Source organism: Serratia sp. Res13-Sevr-LER1-36-b, from assembly GCF_015673035.1.
GTDB classification, from domain to species: Bacteria; Pseudomonadota; Gammaproteobacteria; order Enterobacterales; family Enterobacteriaceae; genus Chania; species Chania fonticola_C.
In genome coordinates, this window is record NZ_JADACK010000002.1 from 13,963 (window position 1) to 40,800 (window position 26,838).

Here is a 26,838-nt window from a genome sequence, read left to right on the forward strand (position 1 = left end):
CTAAGATAAAAACGAATTAATAGCAGCGTCGTTCCCTAATCGGTTTTGTCTTAAGAGGGTTTTATGTCCCTATAATGGAATATAAAAATCTATAATATAGTGAGAAACAGATATCATCGTTATGAAAAATCTGCCCAAGCCTAACCAGCTTAAAGTATTCCAGTCGATTATCGAGCACGGGAGTTTTCGGGCTGCAGCCAAGGCCCTGCATCAGACACAGCCTGCATTGACACAGTCAATGAATGAACTTGAGAAAATGTTAGGTACTTCACTTCTGATGCGTGGGCCGCGTGGTGTGGTACTCACCGAAGCAGGGAAGCTTTTTGAACCCCGAGTTCAATTGGTGCTGAAAGAGTTGGAGCGCGCAGTCAATGAAGCAAAGCAACTTAGCGCCACCTCTCAGGGAACCATTGAGTTGGGGAGTTCGTCGTTACCTTTTTTTACCATGTTACCAGCTGCAATCCAGCGTTTTAATAAACGCTTTCCGCAGGTCAACATCAATCTTACGGAAGGACAAATTTCCGAGCTATTACCTGCACTGAGGGGAGGGGAATTAGACTTTGTCATCGGCGCAACGTCGCCTGAAACGATCCTGGCTAGCGAATTTATTGAAGAGCCATTCTTTACCACTCCTTTTGCCGTGGTGGCACACCGAGATCATCCATTGGCTAAGAGTACTTCGCTGAGCCAGCTCAAACAGGCCAAATGGTATTTACCCACGGCGAAAATTGGTTACTTCGGTGAACTTGATGCACTACTGTTCCCCGAAGGGGAAGAGAATACACAGACCATTATCCGGGGGGACACGGCGGCCATCACGTTGCAAATGGTGATGAATGCTGGCTTTTTGACAGTGGCCGCGAAAGAGATGCTTCAGGTACCTTATCTAAGCCAGCAGTTGTGCATAATACCGATCGAAGAGCAACTACCCGATGCGTCCTACAGTTTTATCTACTCTCATCGTTTACCGTTGACGATGCATGCCAGGACCATGATAGATAAACTGCAAAGGGAATGTAAGATCTATCCTTGGTCCAGTGAGGTTGAATAATCAATGGCTTTACCCGTCGTCCTTCAAGTTGCCGCGGTGGTGAGTAGCCGCAACTTGAAGTGACATGAGCATAAATCGTTACGCCTCCCCGCTATCTTGTTGTAATAAATTGATATTTAATAATATTACCGAAGACTAAATGGATTCTGTGAGACAAAAATAGTTGGTGTTTACATTTTTGGGTTCAGCATCTAAGCTTAAATTTATTCACTCTCAAGTTGTTATTTAGTCTGAAAATAGATGGTGGACTATGAAAGAACTTCCAAAAATCAATCAGCTCAGGGATTTTCAGGCGATTATCTATTATGGAAACATCAGAACCGCTTCACAGGCCTTGTTCAAAACCCAGCCTGCGATGACCAAAAGTATTCAGGAGTTAGAGCGGATTTTGGGAGTGTCATTATTATCCCGAGGTCCGCAGGGCATGGTTTTGACCAAGATGGGGCGTGTTTTTGAACATAGGGTTAACACGCTACTTAACGATCTGGAAAGAGCCGTAGATGAGTTGCATCAATTGAGTCAACAATCTCAGGGCAACGTAGTCTTTGGTTGTTCACACTTGCCTGCTTTAAGTGTGCTCCCTTCTTTGGTTAATAAATTTCAAGTCCAACACCCAACATCCAATATTACCATCATTGAAGGGCAACTTTGTGAACTGGTGAATTCACTTCGGCTAGGGCGATTGGATTTTTTTATTGGAATCGCGTCACCTGAGATATCAATGAGCGAGTTTATTGTTGAGCAACCGATCAAAGCGGAATTTTGTATTATTGCCAGAAAGGGGCATCCTCTCTCTCACTGTCGTTCATTAAGCGAATTGCAAGGGGCGAAATGGTATTTCCCTAGTACCAGAACAGGATATTATAAAGAGCTGGAGAAATTTATTTTCCCAAAAGGGAAGGGAAGCACAGATATCGTGATTTATGGTGACTCATTGAGCATTGGTGAGCAAATGGTGTTAAATGAGGATTATTTTTTTATTGGCCCCAAGGCGGTTCTCGATGTCTCTTATGTAAAAGATCTTATCACAGTTATACCTATAAAAGAAAAACTGCCTGATGCCCTATATGTTCTGATTCATAAACAACAACATGGGTTGACCCCGCTGGCTAAACAACTGATGGATGAAGTCAAAGCGGCGTGTTTAAAACTTCTCTCTGATGAGAATTGATACTACGGAAGATTGTTCCCAAGAAGATGCGACCTAATTTGATCGCACCTTCCTTAACCAGACAGAGTCCTTATAGTGGGAAACGTAATATGGCGTTAAGATCTGCACCGGAAGGTAAATCGTCGCTGCGTACTGCTAAAACTCTTGCACCGGTCGCCATCGCTCTTTTGGCAATCTCATCAATTAAATCGTAGGTGTCATCCTCATCGTGGTCACTGAAAGTGATTAATCCCTGCTCATCAATGGTGCCTTTCAGCTTGCAGTCGAGGTTAATCAGTAACAAATCAATGGCGCCGAATGTGGCTGCTCTTGCCGCATCTGAAAGATCCTGAGTGACCCGGCGTTCTCCTAAGCGCGTTTCAAAGCGCGAGGCTAACGCGTTCAATTGCTCCTGATAATAGTTATCCATTAACGGCCGCACCAACGTTACCAATTCAGATGTACCAAGGTGCTCTGCATTTTTGAACAGCGTTTCATCTGCCAGGTTAGCCAACGAGTTTGTTGAACGGTAGATTGAGGCCAGCGGCTCGGTACTGACAAGGAGAAGCGGAGAATCATGTCTGGCAAACAGTGGACGTAACGCCTGGTCAATTTTGCGAGTATATTGCGCGAGTCGCACTTTATGATGTGTCGCTCCATGATGGTGGTCATTCAATGCTGCATCCCCCATAGCATCCTTCATGGAGGTGGGCATCTCTGGCACTGTCATCTCTTCTGCGGGAGCATCAGCAAAAAACTCGATCAGGCGCGTCTGGTTTTCAGAGAGTGCAAGGATGTAGGCCGAATGTGGGAAGGTTAACGCACGCAGTAGTGGTTTAAGGTAGAAACGTTTGCCCACCTCTAGTCGATTGGATAGCTCATTTGCCAGCCGGTAAGTTCGGATACTGTCTGGTGTTGCAAGCACCGCCAGGCTGCGTGCATGCAGATCCCAAAATGACTCATCTTCCAACACAGAACAAAGCTGTTCTTCCAACAAGGCAACACGGCGTTTATCCAGGCCACTGTCTGCAACCTGCAGCAGCGCCTCCTTGATGAAGTTACCAAGTTGAATTTTACTGGCCTCTAAGTGCTGACGTAGAGGCGAGGTTTCAAGATAAATCGAGATACAAGCATCCGCATGAATATCAGCTAAATAGGAATATTCTTCACGGCTAGGGATATCAACATAAAGCATGTGCACCTCGCAAAATGACAATATTATTTAGGTGGTACGGCTTCTTTGGGGGCTTTCCGCTAACATCGGTGGTGAGAGCCTTAAGCAGACAAACAGCCCGTACCTTAACAATAGTTGCTTCCTTGCTGACCGGGGGACAATCAGGTGTTTTTTTATGCTGTTTTAATGAGGTACTCGTAAGACCTACATCGCCTGCGCCGGCAAAGCCCAGCACAGTAGCCGAACGAGTATGGGATGCAATCTGAAATAGGCTTAAAGCCAGGAAGGTCGGAAAAGTTTGTGTGAAGGTAGCGAAGCTATGCTTTTACAGGCCATTGGTACCAACTGCGTCGAGCCTTTTTCGGGAGTGCGATCTTCGGCCTCAAGCTCTTTCGCATACAGGCGCCCCAGTAACCCGGTATCCCACATCATAATGGCCAGCCCCCCAAGGCCAAGTGAACGAACAAAAATCAATCTCCAGATGGCGATGTCTACAGCGAGCAGGTTACTCGTTGTATCCGATTAACTGATGGGAACTCCTAGGATTCAGGGTTATATCCCTATGTAGTAAACAGCTTGAATTTAGCAGATAGAGCTTAACTCGACCTTTCGTTCTCTTGATTACAAGGCGCTTGACACAAAGGTATTACGAAATGCTCGCTATAATTATTTGTGATCATTGGTTTTTTTTGAATGCGCAGCCAGTTTTTTCATTAATGGCGGATTGCGGAAAAAGAAACTCAATCTATTGCCAATGTAGTCGCAATTCATTAATGGTCACATTTTGCTAATGCTTTAATTCCTGTTTTCTTGATTCAATTAAATGTTCTTTATTTTTACAGTATTCATGCTGTCAATTTCCATGCGCTAATTAATTGATTTTTTATAATTAAATTCACAAGGGTTGGCTGGTTGTCTGTTTCGTTCGAGTTTTTGTCTTAATGAGTCATTTTCAAATACACAACCAAGCATTAGCATCACTTACAGCAGTACTTAACCTGAGGAAATGCTAAAAATGAGTGTTTTTATGCATAAACAACAGTGCGGTGATATACTCTCAACGCAGATAGAAATTATTGGGCGACATGATGAACAAGCTGAGAAATCACGGGAATATATTTCTAGGGTTTATCATGATAATTACAAGGCTACAGCTAATCCTGATCCGGATATTATTATTGCTTGCAAGGATAAAGATTCTGGGGAGTTGCTCGCTTGTACCGGTATTTCTTTTTCTGCGCTAGGTCAATGCTTATTTTCTGAACGTTATCTAGATGCGCCGCTTGATGTATTAATTTCTCAGCAAACGGACCATGTATTATCTCGCCATCAAGTGGTGGAGATTGGTTCGCTAGCTTCTGATAATCCCAACGCCGCCGCAGATTTCATCCGCATTGTTCCCATTATTGCGTGGTTAATGGGCAGCAAAGCGATTCTGTGTACCTCCACCCGACGCCTGCGTAAATTATTGGCCTTCCATCAAATCCCCTTCACCATGTTAGCAGAAGCATCTTCCGCACGTCTTTCACCAGAAGAGAAAGTCGCCTGGGGTAGCTACTACGATCAGGCACCACAAACCGGTGTGATTTTGCTAGAGCAGTGTGGGCATTTGTTTAATCACTTTTGCGGGCGTTTGGTTTTCTCCGAGTTTGAACATCTGGTGCGCTCAGCCCTGGGATCATCGCAGGTAGCGGCATGAATATCCTGAATGCAATTTTGGCCCAGGCTGAAAAAAATCCGCAGGCGGCGGCAGTGATCCAACTACATAGAGCTCAAGATGGCCATTATCGGGAAACGACATACTACACCTATGAGGCACTTATTCATGAGGCGCACCAACTGGCCGCAAAGCTGTTGGCGCATATACAGGGAGGAGCTCTTGTAGGCGTGGTGATGGGGAATACGCCGGAGTGGGTGCTGGCTGATGTGACACTGCTGTTGGCCAACTTGATTGAAGTCCCGGTTCCGTTGGCATTCTCAGGTGAGCAGGCGGCTTGGTTATTGCTCAACTGCCAAGTCATCTTAACCGATGAGATTGGGGCCGAACGCTTAGCGCATTGGCAGCAGAGCGGATTGCAACTCGCTGGTGCGGTGATGGCGGTAACCTGCGGTGAAACGCCGACGCAGGCGCAGCCACTAAGGCATATTGCTGCACGTATGGCTGAAGATACCATTATTAAAGTGATTCACACATCCGGTACTACTTCGCAGCCTAAGGGCGTACTGATACGTCGCCACGGTTTAGATGCGTTGGTTGACGCGCTTTGGCTGCGAGCCGCAAAGGATGATTACCAGCGCTATCTGAATCTGGTGCCATTGAGCCTGTTGATTGAACAGGTGACAGCTCTGTATATGCCATTGACCTCCGGCGGTGCGGTGGTAATGCCGCCGCGTGATATGCCCCCGCTGGGTAGCCCAGGAGTCACGGCTTTAGAACGGTTGGCGATCCTTCGCCAGGCGAGCCCTTCATCGCTGACGTTAACCCCTGCGTTGGTTGAGGCGTTGGCAGAAAAAGCGCAGGCACATGGCGATAAGCCGGGCCTGATGACTGCACTGTTTGGGCGAGAAACGGTGCCACTGTTGGCAGCCGGTGGTGCACCGGTTAACGCAGATATCTTGTTCGAGTTGGAGCGGCTCGGTATCCCAATTTATCAGGGGTATGGTTTGAGCGAAAACAGTTCTGTTGCCACCTGGAACTCGCGCAATGCCAACCGTATTGGCACCGTGGGTAAGCCGCTAGCACACGTCGAAGTCAGAATCAGTGAAGAGGGTGAGCTTTGCTTGCGTAGCACTTCACTATTTGCAGGCTATTCGAATGAAGATCCCAGCAGTTGCTCAATCGATGAGGACGGATGGCTGCATACGGGCGATCTGGCGACCCAGGATGACGAAGGCTATATCTCGATCATTGGCCGCAAGAAAACCATGATCATTACTGCGAATGGACGCAACATCTCGCCTGAGTGGCTGGAGTCAGCCTACCGCACTGTACCCGGAGTTTTGCAGGCCATCGTCTATGGTGACAAGCAGCAGTTCCTCAGCGGCATCTTTGTGGTGGATGACATTGCACAAGCCCAAACCATACGTCAGGCCATCATTACGTTTGCCCGAGAAAATCTCAATGAGATCGAACAGATTGCTGAACCGGTCTTACTACCACATAGCCCCGAAATTATGGAACACCTGTTTACCGTTACTGGTCGCCCGCGCCGTAACGCCGTATTTGATTTTTTGCCCAACATGAGACTGCCATAGCATGAATATTCGTGAAACTACACATGTCAGTGATACCGGCCTGATAGTTACTTCTCTGGACGAGGGTGATGTCACCAGTCTATTGCCACATTACCTGTTCTCACAACTTACGAGGCACGGTTATATTGTATTACGTGGTTTTAAACACAGCATTGAACTCTTCTCGCGTCTGGTACGCCAAACTAGTGGCCGTATTAGTCTTGATCCAGCTCGTAGCTTTAACGGTGATACAGCGCAAAAGGTTGATGCCGGTTACGATAAAGTAGGCCTGCACTGTGAGAATGGAAACAGCCCGTTTTGGCCCGATCTTTGCTGGTTTTATTGTCAGAAGGCACCTGAGCATGGTTCACAAACCACCGTCTGCGATGGCAAACAGGTCTATCAGCACCTTAGCCCGCATGCTCGTGCTGCGTTTAGCGCACAAGACATCATGTACTCCCGCCGCGTGGAAGAAAAAAAGTGGAAAACGTATGCTTTCCACGTGCTTGCCAGTCAGCCAAATGCTCCTGCCAGCATAGAGGAGACCACACTGGATCACCTATTATCGCTGGTCGTGGGTACGCCAGGGGCGAGTATTACGCTTAACGATGACGGCGCTATTCGCTATCAGTTCGAGACGCCTGCTATCCGCTCCAGCCGCATTAATCCGCGTGAGGCACTCAACTTTGCTAACAGCATATTTGGGCCATCCAACAACTATGAGAAGCCGTTGATCACTTTTGCTGATGGCGAGGAAATCCCGGCTGATCTACTCGCAGAAGCCGAGGCTGTGTGCGATCGCTTCACTTATGACATTGGTTGGCAGCACGGTGACATCGTGTTGATCGACAACACCCGCGTGATGCATGGTCGCCGCCAGATCGAAGATAAATCCCGCACTATTTTCAATGCGCTTTCTTATATTGCCTGATGGAACATTCCTCATGAATATTTTCAAACAGATCAATGAATACGCTCATCTCAACTATCTACATCCTAACCGAATGCCGTGGGAGCAAGCGGCAGTGGGTGACGAACTGGATTTCCTTTCGTGCGCGTTGGTAGGAGAAGCTGGTCAGGAAGATAAGGCCGTGGCCTATCTGTACAAAGAACTTGCGCAATTGGCTGAAATTGAAATGCATGTGGCCACTGTTATGAGCCGCACTTTGTGTGAATTGCAGGCCGATAACACTCCGTTTATGGCGGAGGATGGCCTTTATCACGCGGTTTCGTGTTTCGCAGCGGAGGAAATTAACCACGCCAACAGTTTCTATCAGTATGTTCGCCACCTATCGGGGCGCGATATCAAGCTGGAGAACAACCTGTTCAAACAGCGTGTCGAACTTTACTGCGATGAGAATGATGCACCGCTAATTAAGCTGGCGGCATTATGCTCCACTGCTTATGTGGGCGAATCGATTATTACTGTCTTCGAGCGTCGGCTCAAAGTGTTGGATCCTATGCAACATAGTTTCCTGACGAAGCTGCTGCATTTCCATGGGCTCGACGAAGCGCGCCATATTCAGTGTGACCACGCTATTTTTGAGCAGGTAATCCCTACCTTCACGGCGGCAGAACGTAAGCGCATGCATCACTTGATCCAAGAAACGGAAGCGCTGAATACTCAATTGGCGAAGGCAAGTGCTGAAACGGTGAAAGCGGCGTTTGATTTGGATTACACAGAAGGGAATCACGCGGCGAAAACCCAGTTGGATATGACCATGCGCTTTCGTGAAATCGTTCAGTCTGGCGATTTGATCCGCAAAGTGGATGACTATATGGATGAAGAGACTGCGGCAATTGTTCGCCAGTTCTCTCAGGCGTCGCGGGTTCATACGGGGTTGAGGCATTTATGAAAGAGCAAACATTAATAGCGGCAGAAATACCGCAAAAGAAGCAGAGTTTGGGCGTATTGGCAGTGATCGCCGCGCTATTTTTGGCGGCCGTGGATAGCACTATTGTTGCCACTGTGCTACCTACAATCGGTCAACAATTGGGCCATCCTGCCCTCTACCCCTGGGTCATGTCTGCTTTCCTGTTACCAGTTGCTTTGGTGGCTCCGTTAGCGGGAGCCTGTGGCGATAGACTCGGTGTTTCAGCAACGCTCAAGCTTTTCCTAATGTTATTTTTAGCGGCTTCGGTTCTCGCTGCATTGAGCCCAAGCATGCCTGTATTGATTCTGGCGCGGGCGTTGCAGGGAGTGGGGGCCGGAGGCATTATTGTATTGTCTTATTCGCTGCTAGCAGCCCTGTTTGACATTGAGAAACGAGGGAAAATGCAGGGCATGTTGAGTGGGGTATGGGGGCTTTCTGCGATTGTGGGGCCTCTATTGGGAAGCGTGCTTGCAAGCACGCTTGGTTGGCGCATGATTTTTTGGTTCAATCTCCCTGTGGGCCTTCTGGCATTGCTGATGTTATGGGTAACCCCGACGGTAGGAAAAGGGGGGGGCAGGGTACGTGTCGATATATTGGCACAATTGCTGTTGATGATTTTAGCAAGCAGCCTGTTATTGCTCTTGAGCCAGCCTAAAGGTATGAACGGGATCATACCGATATTATGGGGCATGATGTTGGTGTCTCTGCTGCTGTTAGGGTTGCGTGTTCGCGCATGTCCAGAAAGTAGTCCCATTCCGTTACCATTCCTTCAGCGTAGGGCATTGTTTTCAGTCATTATTTTGGTGTTACTTTCCAGTGCGTGTTTATATGCCTCGGTCACGTTGATACCCTTGGCTCTGAGCCAACAAGCGGGTTCGGCAGTAGTAGCTGGTCTACTGATTATGCTGGCAGCGATGGGATGGGTGATAGGGGCGGCATTCTGTGGCAGTAAGTTGTCCCGAACAGGCTATTTGTATATGGCGCTTTTCGGCATGCTTTTGCTGGCGGCAGGAGCACTTTTGATGATCCCAGCCTTGGGGCACCATATGACCGCGTTGGTGGCTTTTGCGCTTCTGTTGATCGGGCTGGGAATGGGCTTTACGGCTACCACCACGTTGGTTTTTACACAAAATATAGCACCAACCAATCGTTTAGGAACATGGACCGCAACCGTGCAGTTTTTACGTAATTTGGGGGCTGCATTGGGGGTAAATGCTCTGGCTACCATACAGCTTCATTTGTCCGATGTTCATGCTTTTCAGGTTTGCTTCGGTATTCTGGGGGTGAGTATGCTGGTGGGTTTGTGTTTTACGCTGTTACTGCCCCGCACATACCCGAAAAAATAAGTATTTGGTGGAAGAAATGGATGAAACAACAGATTACGATGCATTGGTGATTGAACGAGTGCTAGACAGGGTGGTGGCGGAGGAAAATTTACCCCACAGCCACCCGCTTGGGCAATTCGTTTTGGTTAATCACGGGGTACTTTACGGACATACGCCGGAGCAACACTGGTTACTTAAACCCGGGATGGCCGTGTGGATACCTCCTAATACAATACATTGGGGACGGGCCTATAACCGTGTTGATCTGACAGTCTTCTACATTACGCCAGAACTGTGCTACGCACCCACTTCCCAAATTAAACTGCTTGATTCTTCATTACTTATCGTGGCGTTATGTGAGCGGTTGGCGGCTGCTAAGCAGCCTCTCACAGAGGCACGTCGCAACAGTATGTTGCAAATGCTGTTTGAAGAGATCGAAGAACAACCCGATAGCAATCTATCTTTGCCACTACCGAAAGATAGTCGCCTTAAAAAGGTCACTTGTAGCCTAATAGATAACCCAGCCCAGCGCCGTAGCCTGAGTGAGTGGGGGAGTCTGGTTGGGGCAACAGAGCGCACGCTAGCCCGCCTGTTTCTCAAAGAGACCGGGATGCGTTATACCGAGTGGCATAATCGTCTACTGCTTGCAGTAGCCTGGCAGGGGTTGGCTAAAGGGCTTTCTAACGGTCAGATCTCTGCAATGTTAGGCTTCTCCTCTGGAGATTCTTTTGGCCATTGGTTTCGACGAGTCGCCGCTAATTGCCCAGGGAGAGTCCGGAAATGTTTGCAGGATTATCCCTTGCGTAAGATTGATTAATCAGACAACGGCAAATTGTCCGTTTCATTCTATAAATTGTTTATTTTGAACATTCCTGCCATTTATTTTCTCACGTACTGTATAGCGCAATGCTGATATGAATGGAGAAAATGATGTTAAATTACGATTTTATCAAAGTAGTACATGTTCTGGCGGCTGTTGCTGCAACTGGGCCATTGCTGTTTTCTCCTTGGCTTTCCGCACGTTTAAAACGTTGCCAAGGGGGGAATAAAACCCTGCTGTTAAACGGCTTGAGTGTGGCTGATACCTATTACAATATTGCCGGTTGGGTACTTATGCTTAGTGGGATCGTCATGTTTTGGTTACAAGACTGGCATCGAGTATTTCAACTGTGGTTCATCCTCAGTGTGTTGGTATTTATCATTGATTCACTTGCCGAAAAACGCTTGCGCGATCCTGCAAACAAGGCTTTGGCCACGTTGCAACCCGGCGAACCCGGTTGGGACGAGAATACTTCTCGCTTACATAACGCGGTGAGTACTCAAATGGTATGTACCTTGTTGATCTTTTTCATCATGCTGCTACACAGCCAGTTACAGATAAACCTGTTGGCGTTTAATCTATTTTCCCATTCGCTTGGGTAACTGCTCCCCGCCGTACATGAACTGCACCCCAAAAAGTTGGGCACCAACTGAGTAAGGTGCATTTTTATGGGCAAACCCCGCCACACTCTGGAACTTCGTATTGCTGTCGTGAAGTTCTACCTCTAGAGTCACAGGTTAAATTTCCCGACCCAAGGGCTATTCCGGTCGTTTGACCACAGTTGTAACAGCATCTCCTTGAATCGTTCTGCTGCCGGGCTAAGTGAGGCCTCACGGCGTTGAATCAAACCGAGTGTTCTTCTCACCACCGGTTCAATCAAGGGGCGGCTCACCAAGGTAGGGTGGTCATCTTTGGGCATGGCCAGACTGGGAAGCGCTGCAATCCCCAAGCCCGCCTCAACCAGCCCCAACGAGGTAGAAAGATGGCGAACTTCGTAAAACCAATTCGGATCCCACTTGGTATTCTCCAGGGCTTTCTCAATGAGAAGGCGATTACCACTTGAGCGTCTCACACCAATAAGTGGATACCCATCTAATTCCTCCCACATTACCAATGGCTTTTGAGCCAAAGGATGGTCTCGTCGACAAGCCAGCACAAAGGGCTCATTAACTAACGGCATAAATTCAACGTTGGGATGTGTGACATTGATCATGTTAATGCCGAAGTCAGCATCGCCATTTAGCACCGCTTCCAGGCAATTATTTGTACCGTGCTCAAGGATCCGCACACGAATATTTGGATAAGAGGCATTGTAGTCACGAATAACGGTGGGCAGGAAATAGAATGCTGCAGTAGGCAGACAAGATAACGTGACTTTCCCAACCTGGTGCGAAGCCATCTCTTTAATGTTCAACACGGAATTTTCAAATAAATTTAGCAAATTCCGTGCATTAGGTAAAAAACTCTTTCCGACAGCGGTCAGACTGACCCGGCGAGTCGAACGTTCAAACAGCGGCGTACCCAGGCTCTCTTCCAGCTTTTTAATTCTACGCGTCAGCGCAGGTTGAGTGACGTTCAGCACCTCAGCTGCCTTGGTAAAGCAACAAAATTCTGCAACTTTTACAAAAGCTTGGATCCCTTGTAGCTCATGCTGCATAGCGTAATCCTAAATGAAGAAAGAGGCCTGTTTAACCACAATGATAGCATCGGTATTAATGTCAAAATCGAATCAATCTCCCGATTTTCGGCATTAGAGTAATTGATCACCTTATGGGAATCTTGTGTCATCAAAAGTTGTTCACTGCCGAGATGATTAATTATGTTGCAGATCCCTTGTGTGCTCATGCGTGGAGGGACCTCTAAAGGTCCCGTATTATTGGCCAGTGATTTACCTCAGGAACGTGAAGCAAGAGATGAAATACTCTTGTCCTTGATGGGGGCCGGTCATGAACTTGAAATCGATGGTATCGGTGGTGGAAGCCCGCAAACCAGTAAGGTGGCGATAGTGAGCCCATCGACCAGCGCTGATGCTGATATCGATTATCTGTTTGCACAGGTGATGGTAAAAGAGCGGCATGTGGATACCACGCCAAACTGCGGCAATATGCTGTGTGCCGTTGGGCCTTTTGCTATTGAAAAGGGGTTGGTGGTTGCTACCGATCCCGTGACCCGGGTGCGAATTCGTAATCTCAATACCGGCACCCTGATCGATGCTGATATTCAGACCCCTGATAAAATTGTGACCTACGAAGGCGATACCACGATCGATGGCGTACCAGGTAGTGCGGCACCGGTTGGGCTGACTTTCTTGAATTCTGCTGGCTCCAAAACGGGTAAATTACTCCCGACAGGTAAGGTCATCGATGTTATTGAGGGTATCGGTGTGACTTGCATTGATATGGCTATGCCCATGGTATTAATCAACGCCTGCGATTTAGGTAAGCGTGGTGACGAATCGCCACAGGCTTTAGACGCGGATAAAAATTTTCTTCAGATGCTCGAAAGCATCAGATTAAAAGCCGGTTTGGCCATGGGGTTAGGCGATGTCAGTAAAAAGGTGATACCTAAGCCGGTATTAGTAAGCGAGGCCAGCGCGGGGGGTACCTTAAAAGTCCGTTATTTTATGCCCCATAATTGTCATAAATCATTAGCCATTACGGGATCAGTAGGCATTGCTACCGCTTGCCTAATGCCAGGGAGTATAGCAAATCAATTCGTTGACCAACCGGCGGGTGACTTTCTCGAACACGTCGTCATTGAGCACCCCAGCGGAAAAATTGATATCTCTTTAGTTAAAACAGGTAGTGAAATGGAAAGTGTTCGCGCCTCAGTGATAAGGACTGCCCGGAAATTATTTGTTGGCAATGTGTGTGTGGCTGAAGGGGATTTAGAAACGGAAGGCGTTTATTGATTTCGTATTACCTCAATGATTAGACATGTTTTATTTAACTGTGACTTATCTCTCTGTACCTACACTCAATATAACTATGAGGTCATAATGACTGTGTCCAAATCGGCTGATCTGCCAGGAAAAGGCAGTGGTGTTAGTGCCAGAAATTATTATCGCGTAATATTGGCCCTGGCTATCTCAGGGTTGGCTGAACTAGCCTCTTTATTTTTTATACAACCTCTGCTTCCTCGTTTAGCCATTGAGTATGACGTTGCCGTTAGCCATGTCAGTATTATTCTTTCCGCGGAGACCGCGTTACTGGCGATAGGCTTGCTATTTACCGGCACGCTCTCAGACCGATTTGGACGGAAACGGTTAATTATAGTATCGCTGTTTACCGGGGGCGTACTCACTCTCCTATGTCCCCTCGTTGAATCCTGGGCGTTGTTGGTGATGCTACGCGGTGTTATTGGGCTGGCGCTCAGCGGTATAGCGGCAGCGGCGACCGCTTATATCAGTGAGGAGGTCGCTCCGGTCGTGGCTGGGGTGGTCACCGGATACTTTGTATTTGGTAACTCGATAGGTGGTATGTCAGGACGTGTTTTGGCCAGCCAACTCATTGATTATGTCTCCATCGACATCATCTTCTACGGCTTTGCCGTGCTTTTGATGATGGTCTCGCTGATGGTATATTTTGTCTTGCCGGAGTCCCAAAAATTCCAGGCATCAAAAAATATTAATTTTACCCGTGTTATGAAAGAAGGTGCACAGCACTTTAAAAATAAAAAATTGGCGCTAATGTTTGTAGTCAGTTTTATTATTTTCGGTGTGTTTACCTCTTTGTATAACTATCTTGCCTTCTTCTTGGCTAAAGAACCGTTTAATGTGTCACATGCGCAAGCTGGATTGATTTCATTCAGTTTTGCTTTAAGTTTCTTCACCGCACCACAGGCAGGGCGTTTATCAGCGAAGTTCGGTGGAATGAAAGTATTAGCTGGCCTTTTCGTGATGATGATTGTCGGGATGTTGCTGACGTTGACACAAAATACCGCCGTATTCATTGTTGGTGCAGTCATTTTTACCGGATGCTTCTTCGGCTGTCATTCTATCGGCTTAAGCTGGGTGAGCAAAAATGCGACCCATTCTCGTGGGCAAGCAACGGGGTTATACCTGTTCTTCTACTATATGGGCGGCTCGGTAATCGGTTATTGCAATGGACAGGTTTTTGCCACATTCGGCTGGCCTGGGATGACCGGGTTCATTATCGCCTTGCTAGGGGTTGGGATTGTGGTGGCCAATTATTTAGGTGCGGTAGGTAACATCCTACTCGTCCCCGCCAAGAGTAATAAGTAGCCCCATATTTAAGCAGTGAATTACTATTGCCGGCAATGAGCATTTTAATTGCTGGCCCAGGAAAATCCAATAGGCCCTTTTATGAAACTCGCAAGCTATAGCCACGGTGGTCAAAAAAGTTACGGTATTTATACTCCCAACGGCATTATCGATCTGGGGGATAGAATGGGTGCGCGCTACCCCACTTTGAAATCATTATTGGAAGGTGATGCTCTTGCATTGGCTCGTGAGTTTATCCGTTGCCAGCCTGATATTTCGCTCGATGATCTTACCTTCCTACCGGTAATTGAACAGCCCGGTAAAATCCTTTGTGTCGGTATGAATTATGCGGAAAAACGTAAAGAGTTTAATGAACAGAACCCTGCGCCCACGTTATTCGTCCGCTTTGCCGACTCTCAAACCGGCCACGATACCGATGTTATCAAACCTTGGTTAACCAAGGAGTTTGATTACGAAGGTGAGTTGGCTGTCATTATTGGTAAATCAGGTGAGAACATTGGACGTGAGCAGGCTTTTGAGTATGTCGCGGGTTACAGCTGTTATATGGACGGCTCGGTACGTGACTGGCAGCACAGTTGGTATACCGCCGGTAAGAACTGGCGTAAAACCGGCTCTTTTGGGCCTTTTCTCACCACGGTCGATGAAATTCCCGATCCCCATGCTTTATCTATCCGTACCTATCTGAATGGCCACTTGGTGCAAGACGACCATACCAGCAGCATGATCTACAAAGTCGCTGAATTAATTGAGTACATCAGTACTTTCACCTTCCTCCGCCCAGGTGACGTCATCATCACTGGTTCGCCGGGTGGGGTTGGGAAAAAACGTAATCCTCCACTGTTTATGAAACCGGGGGATTGTATCGAAGTAGAGATTGAAAACATTGGTCATTTACGTAACTCAATTGTTGAAGCCAGTTCACGATGCAACATTCCTGCGTAATAAAACGGGCTCCAGAACATCAGCAGAGATGTCAAAAAGGTGGGAGTGACGTTATGGACGGCAGTCTGGGAGTGCCCTTGATGGATATCATTGACTCTGTTGAATTTGAAGTGATTTCAGTTACCGATGATGTCGTTTGGATCGGAGAGATACACTCGTTTTTACAGCATTGCCATCTCGGGGTAGATCGGGACATTGAGCTGTTTGTCATTGCCCGCAAGGGCAAAAACATCATTGCCTGTGCCGGTTTGGCGGGTAACACCATCAAGTGTGTGGCCGTGGATATTGCCTGGCGTGGGGAAAAGCTCAGCGTACGGATTGTCGAAGAGGTGGCTAAGTTGGCAGCACAGCGTGGCAACCTACACCTTTTCTTGTATACCCGTCCTGAAAATAAGGTTTTCTTCCGCGGATGCGGTTTTTTCCCGATAGCCGAGGTTCCAGGTATCAGCGTGTTGCTGGAAAACACGCCAGTGGGTATAGCCCGGTATCGCGCCTCGCTCCAGCCGTTCAGGCAACCGGGCAAGCGTATCGGCTGTATCGTGATGAATGCCAACCCCTTCACTCTTGGCCACCGTTATTTGGTAGAACAGGCACTGCAAGCCTGTGATTGGTTGCATATCTTTGTCGTAAGTGAGGATGTTTCACTGTTCCCGTTCGCGCAACGGTTGGAAATGGTACGCCAAGGCGTGGCCGACCTCAGTGGTCTGACGGTCCACCCCGGCACTTGTTACCTGATTTCACGGGCAACATTCCCCAGTTATTTCCTCAAAGAACAGAAGGTGGTTAACGAAACCTATTCAGCGATGGATCTGCTGGTTTTCCGCCGCTATATCGCGCCTGCGTTAGGGATCACTCACCGTTTTGTCGGCACGGAACCCCATTGCGCAGTCACAGCACAATATAACGATGCTATGCATTACTGGCTGGAAGGCTCAGACAACACAACCTCACGGGCAGTAAGCGTGGTGGAGATCGACCGTAAAACCACCATGAATGGCCGGGCGATTTCTGCTTCCGATGTACGCCAGCTATTACGCCAACACCAGGCAGAGGCTATTGAGGACATTGTGCCCAAGACCACGCTGCCCTATCTGCAACCCTATTGCTTACCGGTCTGTACATCATGAAATGCGTTCATCAACCGTCAATAAGGTTATCCATTTTACAAATGACTCGAGGCAGGAATTCATACCATGAAAATAACTAAGGCGGCTCTGGCCGGCACCTTTGAGTCCAGCGATTTGTTGGTCAAGGTGAGTCCGTCAGAGGGAGGGCTGGACGTCGTCATTAACAGTGAAGTATTCAAGCAGTTTGGTGAGCAGATAGCGGCAGTCGTGCACCAAACCCTGAAGGCGCTAGATGTCACGGATGGGCTGGTGATCATTGATGACAAAGGGGCGCTGGATTGTGTTATCCGAGCCAGGGTTCAGTGTGCGGTGTTACGCGGTACACAGGAAGAGACGCTCAACTGGGAGGTGCTGTGATGAAAAAGCTGCGTCGAAGCATGTTATTTCTCCCCGGTTCAAATGCGGCCATGTTGTCGACTGCATTTGTGTATAAACCGGATTCAATCATGTTTGACCTGGAAGATGCGGTGTCTCTGCGGGAAAAAGACAGCGCCCGCATTTTGGTCTTTCATGCACTGCAACTCCCGATGTATCGCGACATTGAAACGGTGGTACGCATCAATCCGCTAAATACGCCATTTGGTTTGAAAGATTTGCAGGCAGCGGTTCGCGGCGGTGCTGATGTAATTCGTCTGCCAAAAACCGACAGCCCGGATGATATTTACCAACTGGAAAATGAAGTCGCCCGCATTGAAGAGTCCTGCGGTCGCCCTGTGGGATCAACCCGTTTGATGGCGGCGATTGAATCGGCGGTTGGCGTAATCAATGCGGTGGCAATTGCCCGCTCTTCTCCACGTCTGATGGGGATTGCTTTGGCCGCGTTTGATTATGTGATGGATATGCAAACTGAACGGGGTGATGGAACCGAGCTGTTCTATGCGCGTAACGCGGTGCTGCATGCGGCACGGGCGGCAGGAATTGATGCATTTGATGTGGTGTATTCCGATATCAATGATGAAGCGGGTTTCCTACGTGAGGTGGACCTGATCCGCCGGATGGGCTTTAACGGCAAATCCCTGATTAATCCCCGCCAGATAGAGTTGTTGCACAACGCCTACGCGCCGACACAGGAAGATGTGGATTACGCAGTGCGGGTGATTGCCGCTGCAGAAGAAGGTGAGCGTGCAGGTCTTGGAGTCATCTCACTGAATGGGAAAATGATTGATGCCCCGATCATTAATCATGCCCGCATCGTACTCGATCGCGCCCATGCATCAGGTGTGCGCCAATGATGAATAAACGGAACCAACGGGAAACGTCGATGATTAATGTAATTGATTCATTGCGCCAGCACTGTGCCGATGAGCATCACTGGACGCTATTCAGTGGTGCTAACGCCCATACTCCTTACCTGGCCGATGCCCGTCAAAAGCATGAGCGCAAACTGTGTACCAGCCTGGAAGACGCCATTACCCGCAGTGGTTTGCGCGACGGTATGACCATCTCCTTTCATCATGGATTTCGTGAGGGTGATAAAGTCATCAATACCGTGGTGGACGCTCTGGCCAGGCAGGGGCTGAAAAACATCACCTTGGCTTCCAGCTCTCTGATGACCTGCAATGCGCCGCTGATCGAACATATTCGCAACGGCGTTATCAGCAAAATTTATACCTCGGGCATGCGTGGCCCACTGGCAGAGGCGATCTCTAACGGGCTGATGAAGGAACCTGTGCAGATCCATTCTCATGGCGGGCGGGTGAAGCTGATCGAAAGTGGTGAAATCACCATTGATGTGGCCTTCCTCGGTGTGCCTTGCAGCGATGAGTATGGCAATGCCAACGGGACTGCAGGTCAGTCACGCTGTGGCTCACTGGGTTATGCGATGGTGGATGCACAGTATGCTCGCCACGTGGTGCTGCTGACCGAGGAAATCGTCCCATTCCCCAACCTGCCAGCCAGTATTCTTCAGACTCAGGTAGATAGCATAGTGCAGGTCACAGAGGTTGGTGACCCGGCGAAAATCAGCGTAGGGGCGGCGCGTGTGACCAGTAACCCACGCGAGCTGATGATTGCCCGAACAGCTGCCGATGTGATCGAGCATTCAGGCTATTTCAACAACGGTTTTTCGGTACAAACCGGCTCTGGTGCTGCATCAACGGCCTGCACCCGTTTTCTTGAAGCCCGCATGTTACGCCGAAACATTGTGGCGAGTTTTGCGTTGGGGGGGATCACCGGCAGCCTCGTCGATCTGCACGAGAAAGGCTTGATTGAAACCCTGCTGGATACGCAAAGCTTTGACAGTAGCGCAGCCTCCTCACTGGCAAAAAATCCGCGACATGTGGAAATTTCGACCAGCGTTTACGCCAACCCGGCGGCCAAAGCGGCCTGTTGTGACCAGTTGGATATCGTCATCCTCAGTGCGTTGGAGATTGACCTCGACTTCAACGTTAACGTGATAACCGGATCGGACGGTGTCATGCGCGGGGCTTCGGGTGGGCATTGTGATGTGGCTGCCGCCGCTAATCTGACCATCGTGGTCGCCCCCTTGATCCGCAGCCGTATTCCTACGGTGGTGCGCCACGTGACGACCTGCGTCACCCCTGGCGAAAGCATTGATGTGTTGGTCACCGACCATGGTATTGCGGTGAATCCTGCACGTCCTGAGGTATACCAACGCCTGTTGGTTGCCGGTCTGCCTCTAATGAGCATTGAAGCACTGCATCAGCGGACATTGGAAATTTCCGGTGAGCCGAAACCCATCGAGTTTGAGGATCGCATTGTCGGAGTGATCCGTTACCGCGACGGTAGCGTTATTGACGTCGTCCGCCAGGTTAAACAGCCATGAGTAGCGTACCTGATGTTGCGCCAACCCCGGTGACTCTGGAGGCGTTGTTGGCAGCACGGGATCGACGGGCCGAACGGCAAAGACTCTGGTTGGAGCGCTGGCAAGAGACCCTGGTTTCACTGACGTTGGTCTGGCCTGGCGAGGTTAAAGATAGCCCACAAGCTCGTCAGGTCATGCAGGTGGCACTAATGACGTTTGGGCAGTTGGTTCAGGGAGCCGGGTGGGGGATCAGTCAGCATCAGGTTTTCTGGTTGCCTGAAGGCGCGGAGGCTTTCTGGGCGGTAACGGCGCCAGCAGTGGCGGTAAAACGTGCCACGGTTGCGTTGGAAAACCATCACCCTCTAGGGCGGTTATGGGATATGGATGTTTTTAGCCCACAGGAGGGGTTATTGAGCCGCGGTCGTTTCGGGCAGCCCGCTCGTACCTGTCTGGTTTGCGATGAACCTGCACATGCTTGTGCCCGTTCTGGCAAACACCCGCTATCGCGGTTGTTACAGAGTATAGAGGACAAGATTGATGACTACGTCAACAGCTCATCAGTGTGAGCCCATTACTGCTGGCACCATTGCGCAATGGGCCGTCGAAGCTTTACGACGTGAAGTGGAACTGACTCCCAAACCGGGATTGGTGGACCGGGAAAGTAATGGCGCTCACCGTGACATGGATTTGCCGTTGTTTCGCCGCAGCATCGCGGCGATAGCTCCCTGGTTCAGTCGTTTCGTCACGGCGGGTGAACTGTCGGCCAACGAGAAAGGCTACGTGGCCTTAAGCAAGGTGAGGCCGGTGGGGCTGGCGTGTGAGCAGGATATGTTCCGGGCTACTGGCGGAGTGAATACTCACAAGGGGGGCATTTTCTCGCTGGGTTTGTTGTGTACGGCGGCGGGGCGTCTGGCGGGGCAGCAGCAGGCGATTACCAGCACCACACTTTGCCAGGCAGTGTCGTCCCTGAGCGCTCATTTGGTGGAGAAGGAGCTGGTTCAGGGGAGTCGGGTTGCCACGGTTGGCGAGCGGTTGTATCAGCAATACGGCATGAAGGGGGCCAGGGGGGAAGCCGCCAGCGGGTTCATGACGGTACGGCAATACGCATTACCTGCGTGGCAGCAGGCTTGCAAAGCCGGCTATGCGGAAGAGCAGGTGTTATGGCATGTGCTGCTGACGCTGATGGCGCATAACTGCGATACCAATCTGGTGTCGCGTGGCGGGCTTGCTGGTTTGCGTTTTGTACAACGCCAGGCCCGGCAACTGTTAGAGATGCAGGACGCAGGGCTCGCCGAGCGTCGCAGGGCGTTGATTATGCTGGATCAACGGATGACCGCGGATAACCTCAGCCCGGGTGGCAGTGCCGATCTGCTGGCTGTGACCTGGCTATTGGCTCAGTACCCATGCTGACGGGGTTTAACAAGGATCGAGGCTGATGCACATGACAGAAGTGGACAGCGCCCTGGCCGAGGTGGCGGCACACCTGACCATGATATTGGTCCCTGGGGTGCGCGACAGCGGTGAGGAGCATTGGCAAAGCTACTGGTCCCGGCGTTTTCCATCGTGGCGCAGGATCCGCCAGCGGGACTGGTTTCAGGCAGATTTGGACAGTTGGGGATTAGCTATCCGGCGGGAGCTATTGGCCTGTAAGCAACCGGCTATTTTGATCGGACACAGCTTTGGTGCCTTGGCGTCATGTTACGTCGTCCAGAGTGGGATTTCGGGAGTGGCCGGAGTGGTATTGGTGGCACCGGCCGAGCCGCTACGTTTTGAATTAGAAGAGCGCATCAATAACCAGCCTTTGGCGGTACCGAGCCTGGCATTTGCCAGCCATAACGACCCGTTAATGCGTTTTACCCGCGCAGAATATTGGGCACGGGTATGGGGTAGTGAGCTGGTTGATGTCGGTGAGGCAGGGCATATCAATGCGGAATCCGGGTTTGGTTCCTGGGACTATGGCCTGACACGGGTGGGGCAGTTTGCTAAGCAAGTGATCAATAAATTCAATGAGTAAAATATTTTTAACATGAATTTTTAATGGGTTTCAGGAGAAAGCAATGTTAGCCGACTATAAGCAACATAGCGCTGAGCGCGCCGAAAAAGGCATCCCACCCAAACCGTTAACGGCCGAACAAGTGGCCCAGCTGGTTAAATTGCTGCAATCAACGGTACCGGACGAAGGGGATTTCTTACTGCAATTATTAGCTCACCACGTGCCCTCCGGGGTGGACGATGCCGCAAAAATCAAGGCGGAATTTCTTGACCATATTGCGCAGCAAAAAGCTGACTCCCCGATGATAACCCGAGAAGAAGCGGTGCGCCTCTTAGGTACGATGCAGGGGGGATATAATGTACAGCCATTGATAGACTTGCTTGATGATGAGGTATTAGCCCCTTTGGCTGCCAAAGAGCTGGCTGCGACGTTACTGGTTTTCGACAAATTTGCCGAGGTTGAAAGCAAGGCCCGGCAAGGTAATGTACTGGCTCAGCAGGTTCTTCGTTCTTGGGCCGACGCGCAATGGTTTACCTCTCGCCCCGCGGTAGCAGAAAAAATCACCTTAACGGTCATGAAGGTGACGGGAGAAACCAATACTGACGATTTATCTCCTGCGCCAGAAGCCTGGTCACGCCCTGATATTCCACTGCATGCGCTGGCGATGCTGAGTGTTCCTCGTGAGGGCATCACGCCCGATCTGCCAGGCATCATCGGGCCAGTCAGCCAGGTAGCGGCGTTAAGCCAGGCCGGTCATCCTTTAGCCTATGTGGGGGATGTTGTCGGCACTGGTTCATCGCGCAAATCGGCGACCAATTCGATCTTGTGGTATATCGGCCAGGATATTCCTTTTGTTCCGGGTAAACGCTGTGGCGGTATAGTGCTGGCGGGTAAGATCGCGCCGATCTTCTTCAATACGCTGGAGGACTCGGGAGCTCTGCCGATTGAAGTAGACGTCACCTCACTGGCGATGGGCGATGTGATCGACCTTTATCCAGCCCAAGGCGAGATCCGTCGCCATGACAGTGAAGAAGTCGTGAGCCGGTTTGTATTAAAAAGCCCGGTACTTTTGGATGAGGTCAGGGCGGGCGGGCGCATTCCGCTGATTATTGGCCGTGATCTCACTGCTAAAGCGCGTACTTCATTGGGATTGCCGACTGGTGACGTATTTCGGCAGGCTGTTGTGCCGGCAGAAAAGCACACCGGCTATACCTTGGCACAAAAAATAGTGGGCAAAGCCTGTGGCACCGTAGGGGTGCGCCCGGGGCAGTATTGCGAGCCAAAAATGAGCACGGTAGGCTCGCAGGATACTACTGGTGGCATGACGAGGGATGAGTTGAAAGACCTTGCCTGCCTGAGGTTTTCTGCCGATCTGGTGATGCAATCGTTTTGCCATACGTCGGCCTATCCCAAGACAGTCGATGTTAATCTGCAACAGACATTACCTGACTTTATGACCCAACGAGGTGGGGTTTCACTGCGCCCCGGTGACGGCATCATCCATTCATGGTTAAACCGTATGCTAGTGCCGGACACTGTGGGGACTGGGGCTGACTCCCATACCCGATTCCCGATAGGCATTTCATTTCCTGCAGGTTCGGGGCTGGTGGCTTTTGCGGCGGCAACCGGGATTATGCCATTGGATATGCCCGAATCGGTCTTGATCCGTTTTCATGGTGAGAGGCAACCGGGGATCACACTGCGCGATTTAGTGCACGCTATTCCGTATTTCGCCATCAGAGAGGGCCTGCTGACGATTGCAAAGCAGGATAAAAAGAATGTGTTCTCAGGCCGTATCCTCGAAATTGAGGGGTTGACGGGGCTGAAGGTTGAACAGGCATTTGAACTGGCCGACGCTTCAGCTGAACGCTCTGCGGCGGCGTGTACGGTTAAACTCGGCCAACCCGAAGTTGAAGAGTATCTAAGATCTAACGTGGTGTTACTGAAATGGATGGTGGCTCAGGGTTATCAGGATCGGTCGACTCTGCTGCAACGAATCAAGGAGATGGAGGACTGGCTGGCCAACCCTCAGTTATTGAGTGCAGACTCTGATGCCGAGTATGCCGCTGTTATCAATATCGATTTGTCTGAAATAACACAGCCGATCCTGTGTGTGCCAAACGATCCTGATGATGTTCATTTACTTTCTGAAGTGGCAGGCGAAAAAATTGACGAGGTGTTTATTGGCTCATGCATGACCAATATCGGTCACTTTCGTGCCGCCGGTAAGCTGTTGGCGCAGCACAAAGGTGAGGTTGCGACACGTTTCTGGCTAGCTCCGCCAACAAAAATGGATGCGGTACAATTGAGCAATGAAGGCTACTTCAGTCATTTTATCAAGTCAGGAGCCAGGATCGAGCCCTCAGGATGTTCACTTTGTATGGGGAATCAGGCCAGGGTTAAACCGGGAAGCCATGTCGTTTCAACCTCAACCCGTAATTTCCCCAATCGGTTAGGTGTGGATGCCAAGGTTTATCTAGCCTCTGCTGAATTAAGTGCGATAACGGCCATGACGGGGCAACTTCCTGAGGTGGACGAATATCTTGGCTACATGGCGAATATAAGTGATACCGCTCAGGATACTTATCGCTATTTATCATTTAACACCATGCCTTTTTATCTGGGGGGTAATGCCAGTTAAATTAATCGGTACGCGTTGCATTCTTGATTAAAAGGTCGTGCCTCTCAGGCTTTTATCGGGCAATGCCTGAGGGGCATTTGCGTCAATATTATCAAATATTATCTTAATCCGTTTGAGAGGAAATAGGGTGGTGAGTTCTATAGCCAATTATTTAAGCGATTAATATGATATCTAGGTGAATGATTATGATAAAAACCAATGTATGGAAAATGGGGGTGATCTTGGTAATCCCTCTTCTGGTGTTTGCTATTCCCGCACCCGAAGGCCTTTCTCCGATGGCCTGGCAGCTTTTGGGGATTTATTTGGCCGCGATTATCGGATTGGTGATTAAGCCCTACCCCGAACCGGTGGTGTTATTGACTGCGGTTGCCGCATCCGCTGTGGTGATTGAAACGCTGGGTGACGGCAAACTAAAATTTAGTGCAGCGTTAAGTGGCTATGCATCAGGGACCACCTGGCTGGTTTTTGCCGCATTTACCCTAAGCGCTGCTTTCGTCACCACAGGGCTTGGAAAGCGTATTGCCTATAAACTGATTGGGCGGATAGGCAGTACCACGCTGGGGCTCGGCTATGTCACGGTATTGCTTGATTTGATCCTTGCCCCGGCGACGCCGTCAAACACCGCCCGAGCTGGTGGCATAATTTTTCCTATCATCAATAGTATCGCGGTGGCCTTAGGCTCCGATCCCGAGAAGAGTCCGTGTAAGGCCGGGCGTTTTCTTATGATCAATATCTATATGGTAACGAAAACCACCAGTTATATGTTCTTAACGGGCTTTGCTGGCAATGCGTTGGCATTGAGCCTGATGTCCGACATTTTTCATATCAAGATAAGTTGGCTGGGTTGGGCGTTGGCCGGAGGGATACCGGGGTTAATTATGCTGGCGGTTATTCCCTACATCACTTATAAGATCTCACCCCCAGAGTTGAAATGTATCGACAATAAAACCCTTTCTGCTGAAGGCTTGGCTACCTTAGGCCCTATGACGAAGAGGGAAAAAGGGTTGATGATTATATTTCTGTTGGCATTGCTAGGCTGGATATTCTCCGGTGAGTTAGGGATTGATGCGGCGACCGTTGCGATTATTGTGATGGTGCTTGCCTTGCTTTCTGGCGTGGTCAGTTGGGATGATATTCTAAAAAACAAAGGTGGATGGAGCACGCTGATTTGGTATGGCGGGATTATTGGCCTGAGCAGTACCTTATCCAAGACCGGTTTTTTCACCTGGTTAGCCGATTGGTTTTCTCATCACTTTACCTTTAGCGGTTCAGGTAATTATGTGGTGATTATACTGCTGTTGATCAGCATTTTTATCCGCTATCTGTTTGCTTCCGGCGGTGCTTATGTCGCCGCGATGGTACCGGTTTTTGCCACTGTCGGCATGGTGGCTGGGGCACCGCCGATGATCCTGGCTTTAGCCATATTATTCTCCAACTCCTATGGCGGATGCATTACCCACTATGGTGGAGCCGCTGGGCCTATCGTTTTTTCTGCTGGCTATAATGACATCAAATCATGGTGGATCACCGGGACTGTGATTGCCTTACTCACGTTCGTTGTACACGTGATGATTGGAATGCCGTGGTGGCAGTTTTTAATCAGTCAGGGTTTTTTGTAGAGGAAAACGTTTAGCGGGCTTATAGCGGGGGAGTTTTAACCCAAAAGCAAAAAACCCGCCATAGGCGGGTTCTTCTAAATGATGGTGCCCGGACTCGGAATCGAACCAAGGACACGGGGATTTTCAATCCCCTGCTCTACCGACTGAGCTATCCGGGCAACGGGGCGCATTAAACCGTATTGGCCGTGCGGCGTCAACGGATTTGTGACGAAAAACGTGAAAACAGCGCCGATTGCTGGCTTTTCAGGCAAAGGCCGCGTAATTCTGCCTCTGTTACCATCGGTCACTGCATTTCACGCTTTAGCTTAACGCACCGAACTGACGGCACTGGGCAATATGCAAGATATCTTCGGCCAGCCGTTTGGCGACAGCAACATCCTGCAACTGGCGTTTTATCAGCAGTTTACTCAGGCAGCCTTCCTGTACCAGCTCCATTTGCTGCGCTACCGAGTCGGCGTCGTCGGCATCCATCTCACGCAACAGATCGCGGGTGAAGTCCAGCGAGGTGATTTTCTGCTGCTCGGCCAGTTGATGGATCGGGTGGTCGCTCTCAGGGAAGAAGCTACAGGCGGCAATAAACAGGCAGCCAGGGTAGCGTTCATTCTGTACGTGCTCTGCCAGCACGTCATAACGCGCCAACAGCTTTTGCTGCGGGCTCAACGTCTCATCAAGCTGCAACTGGCGGCGCCAGGTATCAATCTGCTGGCCGTGGTAGCGCAGGCAGTCATACAGCAGTGCCTCACGGTCTGGCCAGAACGGTTTGAAATCGCTGTATGGCACACCCAGTTTTTCTGCCAGCATTTCCAAGGTGGTGGTCGCCAGGCCCTGTTTTTCCAACAGCTCCAAGGCTGTATTTAAAACCTGTTCACGTTGCACTAGTG

The 26,838-nt window shown here is 49.7% G+C and carries 24 protein-coding genes, 1 tRNA gene and 1 pseudogene; 21 read left to right on the forward strand and 5 right to left on the reverse strand.

Annotated elements, in window-relative coordinates; translation table 11 throughout:
• Positions 1-121 precede the first annotated feature (121 nt).
• Positions 122-1,051, forward strand: a complete 930-nt coding sequence (locus tag IMQ33_RS00170) for a LysR substrate-binding domain-containing protein (RefSeq protein ID WP_074031781.1) — start codon at positions 122-124, stop codon at positions 1,049-1,051.
• A 250-nt stretch (positions 1,052-1,301) separates the two neighbouring features.
• Positions 1,302-2,222 (forward strand): LysR substrate-binding domain-containing protein, encoded by a 921-nt coding sequence (locus tag IMQ33_RS00175; RefSeq protein WP_196061366.1) that lies wholly within the window; start codon positions 1,302-1,304, stop codon positions 2,220-2,222.
• A 70-nt stretch (positions 2,223-2,292) separates the two neighbouring features.
• On the opposite strand, the gene IMQ33_RS00180 is transcribed toward IMQ33_RS00175, so the two are convergent.
• Positions 2,293-3,396: a hypothetical protein gene (locus tag IMQ33_RS00180; RefSeq protein WP_065684065.1), complete on the reverse strand. Its 1,104-nt coding sequence runs from the start codon at positions 3,394-3,396 to the stop codon at positions 2,293-2,295.
• A 178-nt stretch (positions 3,397-3,574) separates the two neighbouring features.
• Positions 3,575-3,879 (reverse strand): annotated as a pseudogene (locus tag IMQ33_RS26030) (phosphonate ABC transporter, permease protein PhnE); the annotation flags it as partial.
• Positions 3,880-4,390: 511 nt separating this feature from the next.
• On the opposite strand from IMQ33_RS26030, the gene IMQ33_RS00185 reads away from it, so the two are divergent.
• The 7 genes from IMQ33_RS00185 to IMQ33_RS00215 all read left to right on the forward strand — a co-directional run bounded on the left by IMQ33_RS00185 (position 4,391) and on the right by IMQ33_RS00215 (position 11,230).
• A complete protein-coding gene (locus IMQ33_RS00185) occupies positions 4,391-5,074 on the forward strand; it encodes a thermostable hemolysin (RefSeq protein ID WP_196061367.1) in 684 nt (227 codons plus the stop codon).
• Positions 5,071-6,630, forward strand: a complete 1,560-nt coding sequence (locus IMQ33_RS00190) for an AMP-binding protein (protein WP_121608481.1) — start codon at positions 5,071-5,073, stop codon at positions 6,628-6,630. Before IMQ33_RS00185 ends, IMQ33_RS00190 begins: the two co-directional genes overlap by 4 nt.
• A gap of 1 nt (position 6,631) precedes the next feature.
• On the forward strand, positions 6,632-7,540 hold the full coding sequence (locus IMQ33_RS00195; protein WP_121608482.1) for a TauD/TfdA family dioxygenase: 909 nt from the start codon (positions 6,632-6,634) through the stop codon (positions 7,538-7,540).
• Positions 7,541-7,553: 13 nt separating this feature from the next.
• Positions 7,554-8,465, forward strand: a complete 912-nt coding sequence (locus IMQ33_RS00200) for a hypothetical protein (protein ID WP_098929027.1) — start codon at positions 7,554-7,556, stop codon at positions 8,463-8,465.
• Positions 8,462-9,829, forward strand: a complete 1,368-nt coding sequence (locus tag IMQ33_RS00205; RefSeq protein WP_196061368.1) for an MFS transporter — start codon at positions 8,462-8,464, stop codon at positions 9,827-9,829. Before IMQ33_RS00200 ends, IMQ33_RS00205 begins: the two co-directional genes overlap by 4 nt.
• A gap of 16 nt (positions 9,830-9,845) precedes the next feature.
• Positions 9,846-10,625: a helix-turn-helix transcriptional regulator gene (locus IMQ33_RS00210; RefSeq protein WP_098929025.1), complete on the forward strand. Its 780-nt coding sequence runs from the start codon at positions 9,846-9,848 to the stop codon at positions 10,623-10,625.
• 113 nt (positions 10,626-10,738) lie between these two features.
• Complete coding sequence (locus IMQ33_RS00215; protein ID WP_024531083.1) at positions 10,739-11,230, forward strand: hypothetical protein; 492 nt, start codon at positions 10,739-10,741, stop codon at positions 11,228-11,230.
• Between the two features lie 128 nt (positions 11,231-11,358).
• Here IMQ33_RS00215 and IMQ33_RS00220 read toward each other — a convergent pair whose 3' ends face one another.
• Positions 11,359-12,285, reverse strand: a complete 927-nt coding sequence (locus tag IMQ33_RS00220; protein ID WP_024531084.1) for a LysR family transcriptional regulator — start codon at positions 12,283-12,285, stop codon at positions 11,359-11,361.
• Positions 12,286-12,447: 162 nt separating this feature from the next.
• Here IMQ33_RS00220 and IMQ33_RS00225 point away from each other — a divergent pair, with 162 nt between their 5' ends.
• From IMQ33_RS00225 to IMQ33_RS00280, 12 genes are all read left to right on the forward strand, one after another.
• Positions 12,448-13,539, forward strand: a complete 1,092-nt coding sequence (locus IMQ33_RS00225) for a 4-oxalomesaconate tautomerase (protein WP_024531085.1) — start codon at positions 12,448-12,450, stop codon at positions 13,537-13,539.
• Positions 13,540-13,626: 87 nt separating this feature from the next.
• On the forward strand, positions 13,627-14,871 hold the full coding sequence (locus IMQ33_RS00230) for an MFS transporter (protein ID WP_173409948.1): 1,245 nt from the start codon (positions 13,627-13,629) through the stop codon (positions 14,869-14,871).
• 81 nt (positions 14,872-14,952) lie between these two features.
• Entirely contained in the window at positions 14,953-15,813 is an 861-nt protein-coding gene (locus IMQ33_RS00235; protein WP_186530470.1) for a fumarylacetoacetate hydrolase family protein, read from the forward strand.
• Between the two features lie 80 nt (positions 15,814-15,893).
• Positions 15,894-16,940: a [citrate (pro-3S)-lyase] ligase gene (gene citC, locus IMQ33_RS00240; RefSeq protein WP_098931765.1), complete on the forward strand. Its 1,047-nt coding sequence runs from the start codon at positions 15,894-15,896 to the stop codon at positions 16,938-16,940.
• A 66-nt stretch (positions 16,941-17,006) separates the two neighbouring features.
• Positions 17,007-17,297 (forward strand): citrate lyase acyl carrier protein, encoded by a 291-nt coding sequence (citD, locus tag IMQ33_RS00245; RefSeq protein WP_024531089.1) that lies wholly within the window; start codon positions 17,007-17,009, stop codon positions 17,295-17,297.
• Positions 17,297-18,172 (forward strand): citrate (pro-3S)-lyase subunit beta, encoded by an 876-nt coding sequence (citE, locus tag IMQ33_RS00250; protein WP_024531090.1) that lies wholly within the window; start codon positions 17,297-17,299, stop codon positions 18,170-18,172. The genes citD and citE overlap by 1 nt, the downstream gene beginning before the upstream one ends.
• A 29-nt stretch (positions 18,173-18,201) precedes the next feature.
• Positions 18,202-19,725 carry a citrate lyase subunit alpha gene (gene citF, locus IMQ33_RS00255; RefSeq protein WP_196061369.1) on the forward strand — a complete coding sequence of 508 codons (1,524 nt, stop codon included), beginning with the start codon at positions 18,202-18,204 and terminating at the stop codon, positions 19,723-19,725.
• Positions 19,722-20,270 (forward strand): citrate lyase holo-[acyl-carrier protein] synthase, encoded by a 549-nt coding sequence (citX, locus tag IMQ33_RS00260; RefSeq protein ID WP_196061370.1) that lies wholly within the window; start codon positions 19,722-19,724, stop codon positions 20,268-20,270. The genes citF and citX overlap by 4 nt, the downstream gene beginning before the upstream one ends.
• Entirely contained in the window at positions 20,242-21,114 is an 873-nt protein-coding gene (gene citG / locus IMQ33_RS00265) for a triphosphoribosyl-dephospho-CoA synthase CitG (RefSeq protein WP_196061371.1), read from the forward strand. Before citX ends, citG begins: the two co-directional genes overlap by 29 nt.
• Before the next feature lie 25 nt (positions 21,115-21,139).
• Positions 21,140-21,718, forward strand: a complete 579-nt coding sequence (locus IMQ33_RS00270) for an alpha/beta hydrolase (protein ID WP_161713693.1) — start codon at positions 21,140-21,142, stop codon at positions 21,716-21,718.
• 43 nt (positions 21,719-21,761) lie between these two features.
• Positions 21,762-24,338: a bifunctional aconitate hydratase 2/2-methylisocitrate dehydratase gene (gene acnB / locus IMQ33_RS00275; protein WP_196061372.1), complete on the forward strand. Its 2,577-nt coding sequence runs from the start codon at positions 21,762-21,764 to the stop codon at positions 24,336-24,338.
• 185 nt (positions 24,339-24,523) lie between these two features.
• Positions 24,524-25,957, forward strand: coding sequence for an anion permease (locus IMQ33_RS00280; protein ID WP_173409943.1), 1,434 nt, complete (start codon positions 24,524-24,526; stop codon positions 25,955-25,957).
• A gap of 82 nt (positions 25,958-26,039) precedes the next feature.
• Here IMQ33_RS00280 and IMQ33_RS00285 read toward each other — a convergent pair.
• Both IMQ33_RS00285 and IMQ33_RS00290 read right to left on the reverse strand, forming a co-directional pair.
• Positions 26,040-26,115, reverse strand: a tRNA-Phe gene (locus IMQ33_RS00285).
• A gap of 142 nt (positions 26,116-26,257) precedes the next feature.
• Positions 26,258-26,833, reverse strand: a complete 576-nt coding sequence (locus IMQ33_RS00290; protein ID WP_021807590.1) for a transcriptional regulator — start codon at positions 26,831-26,833, stop codon at positions 26,258-26,260.
• Positions 26,834-26,838: the final 5 nt, after the last annotated feature.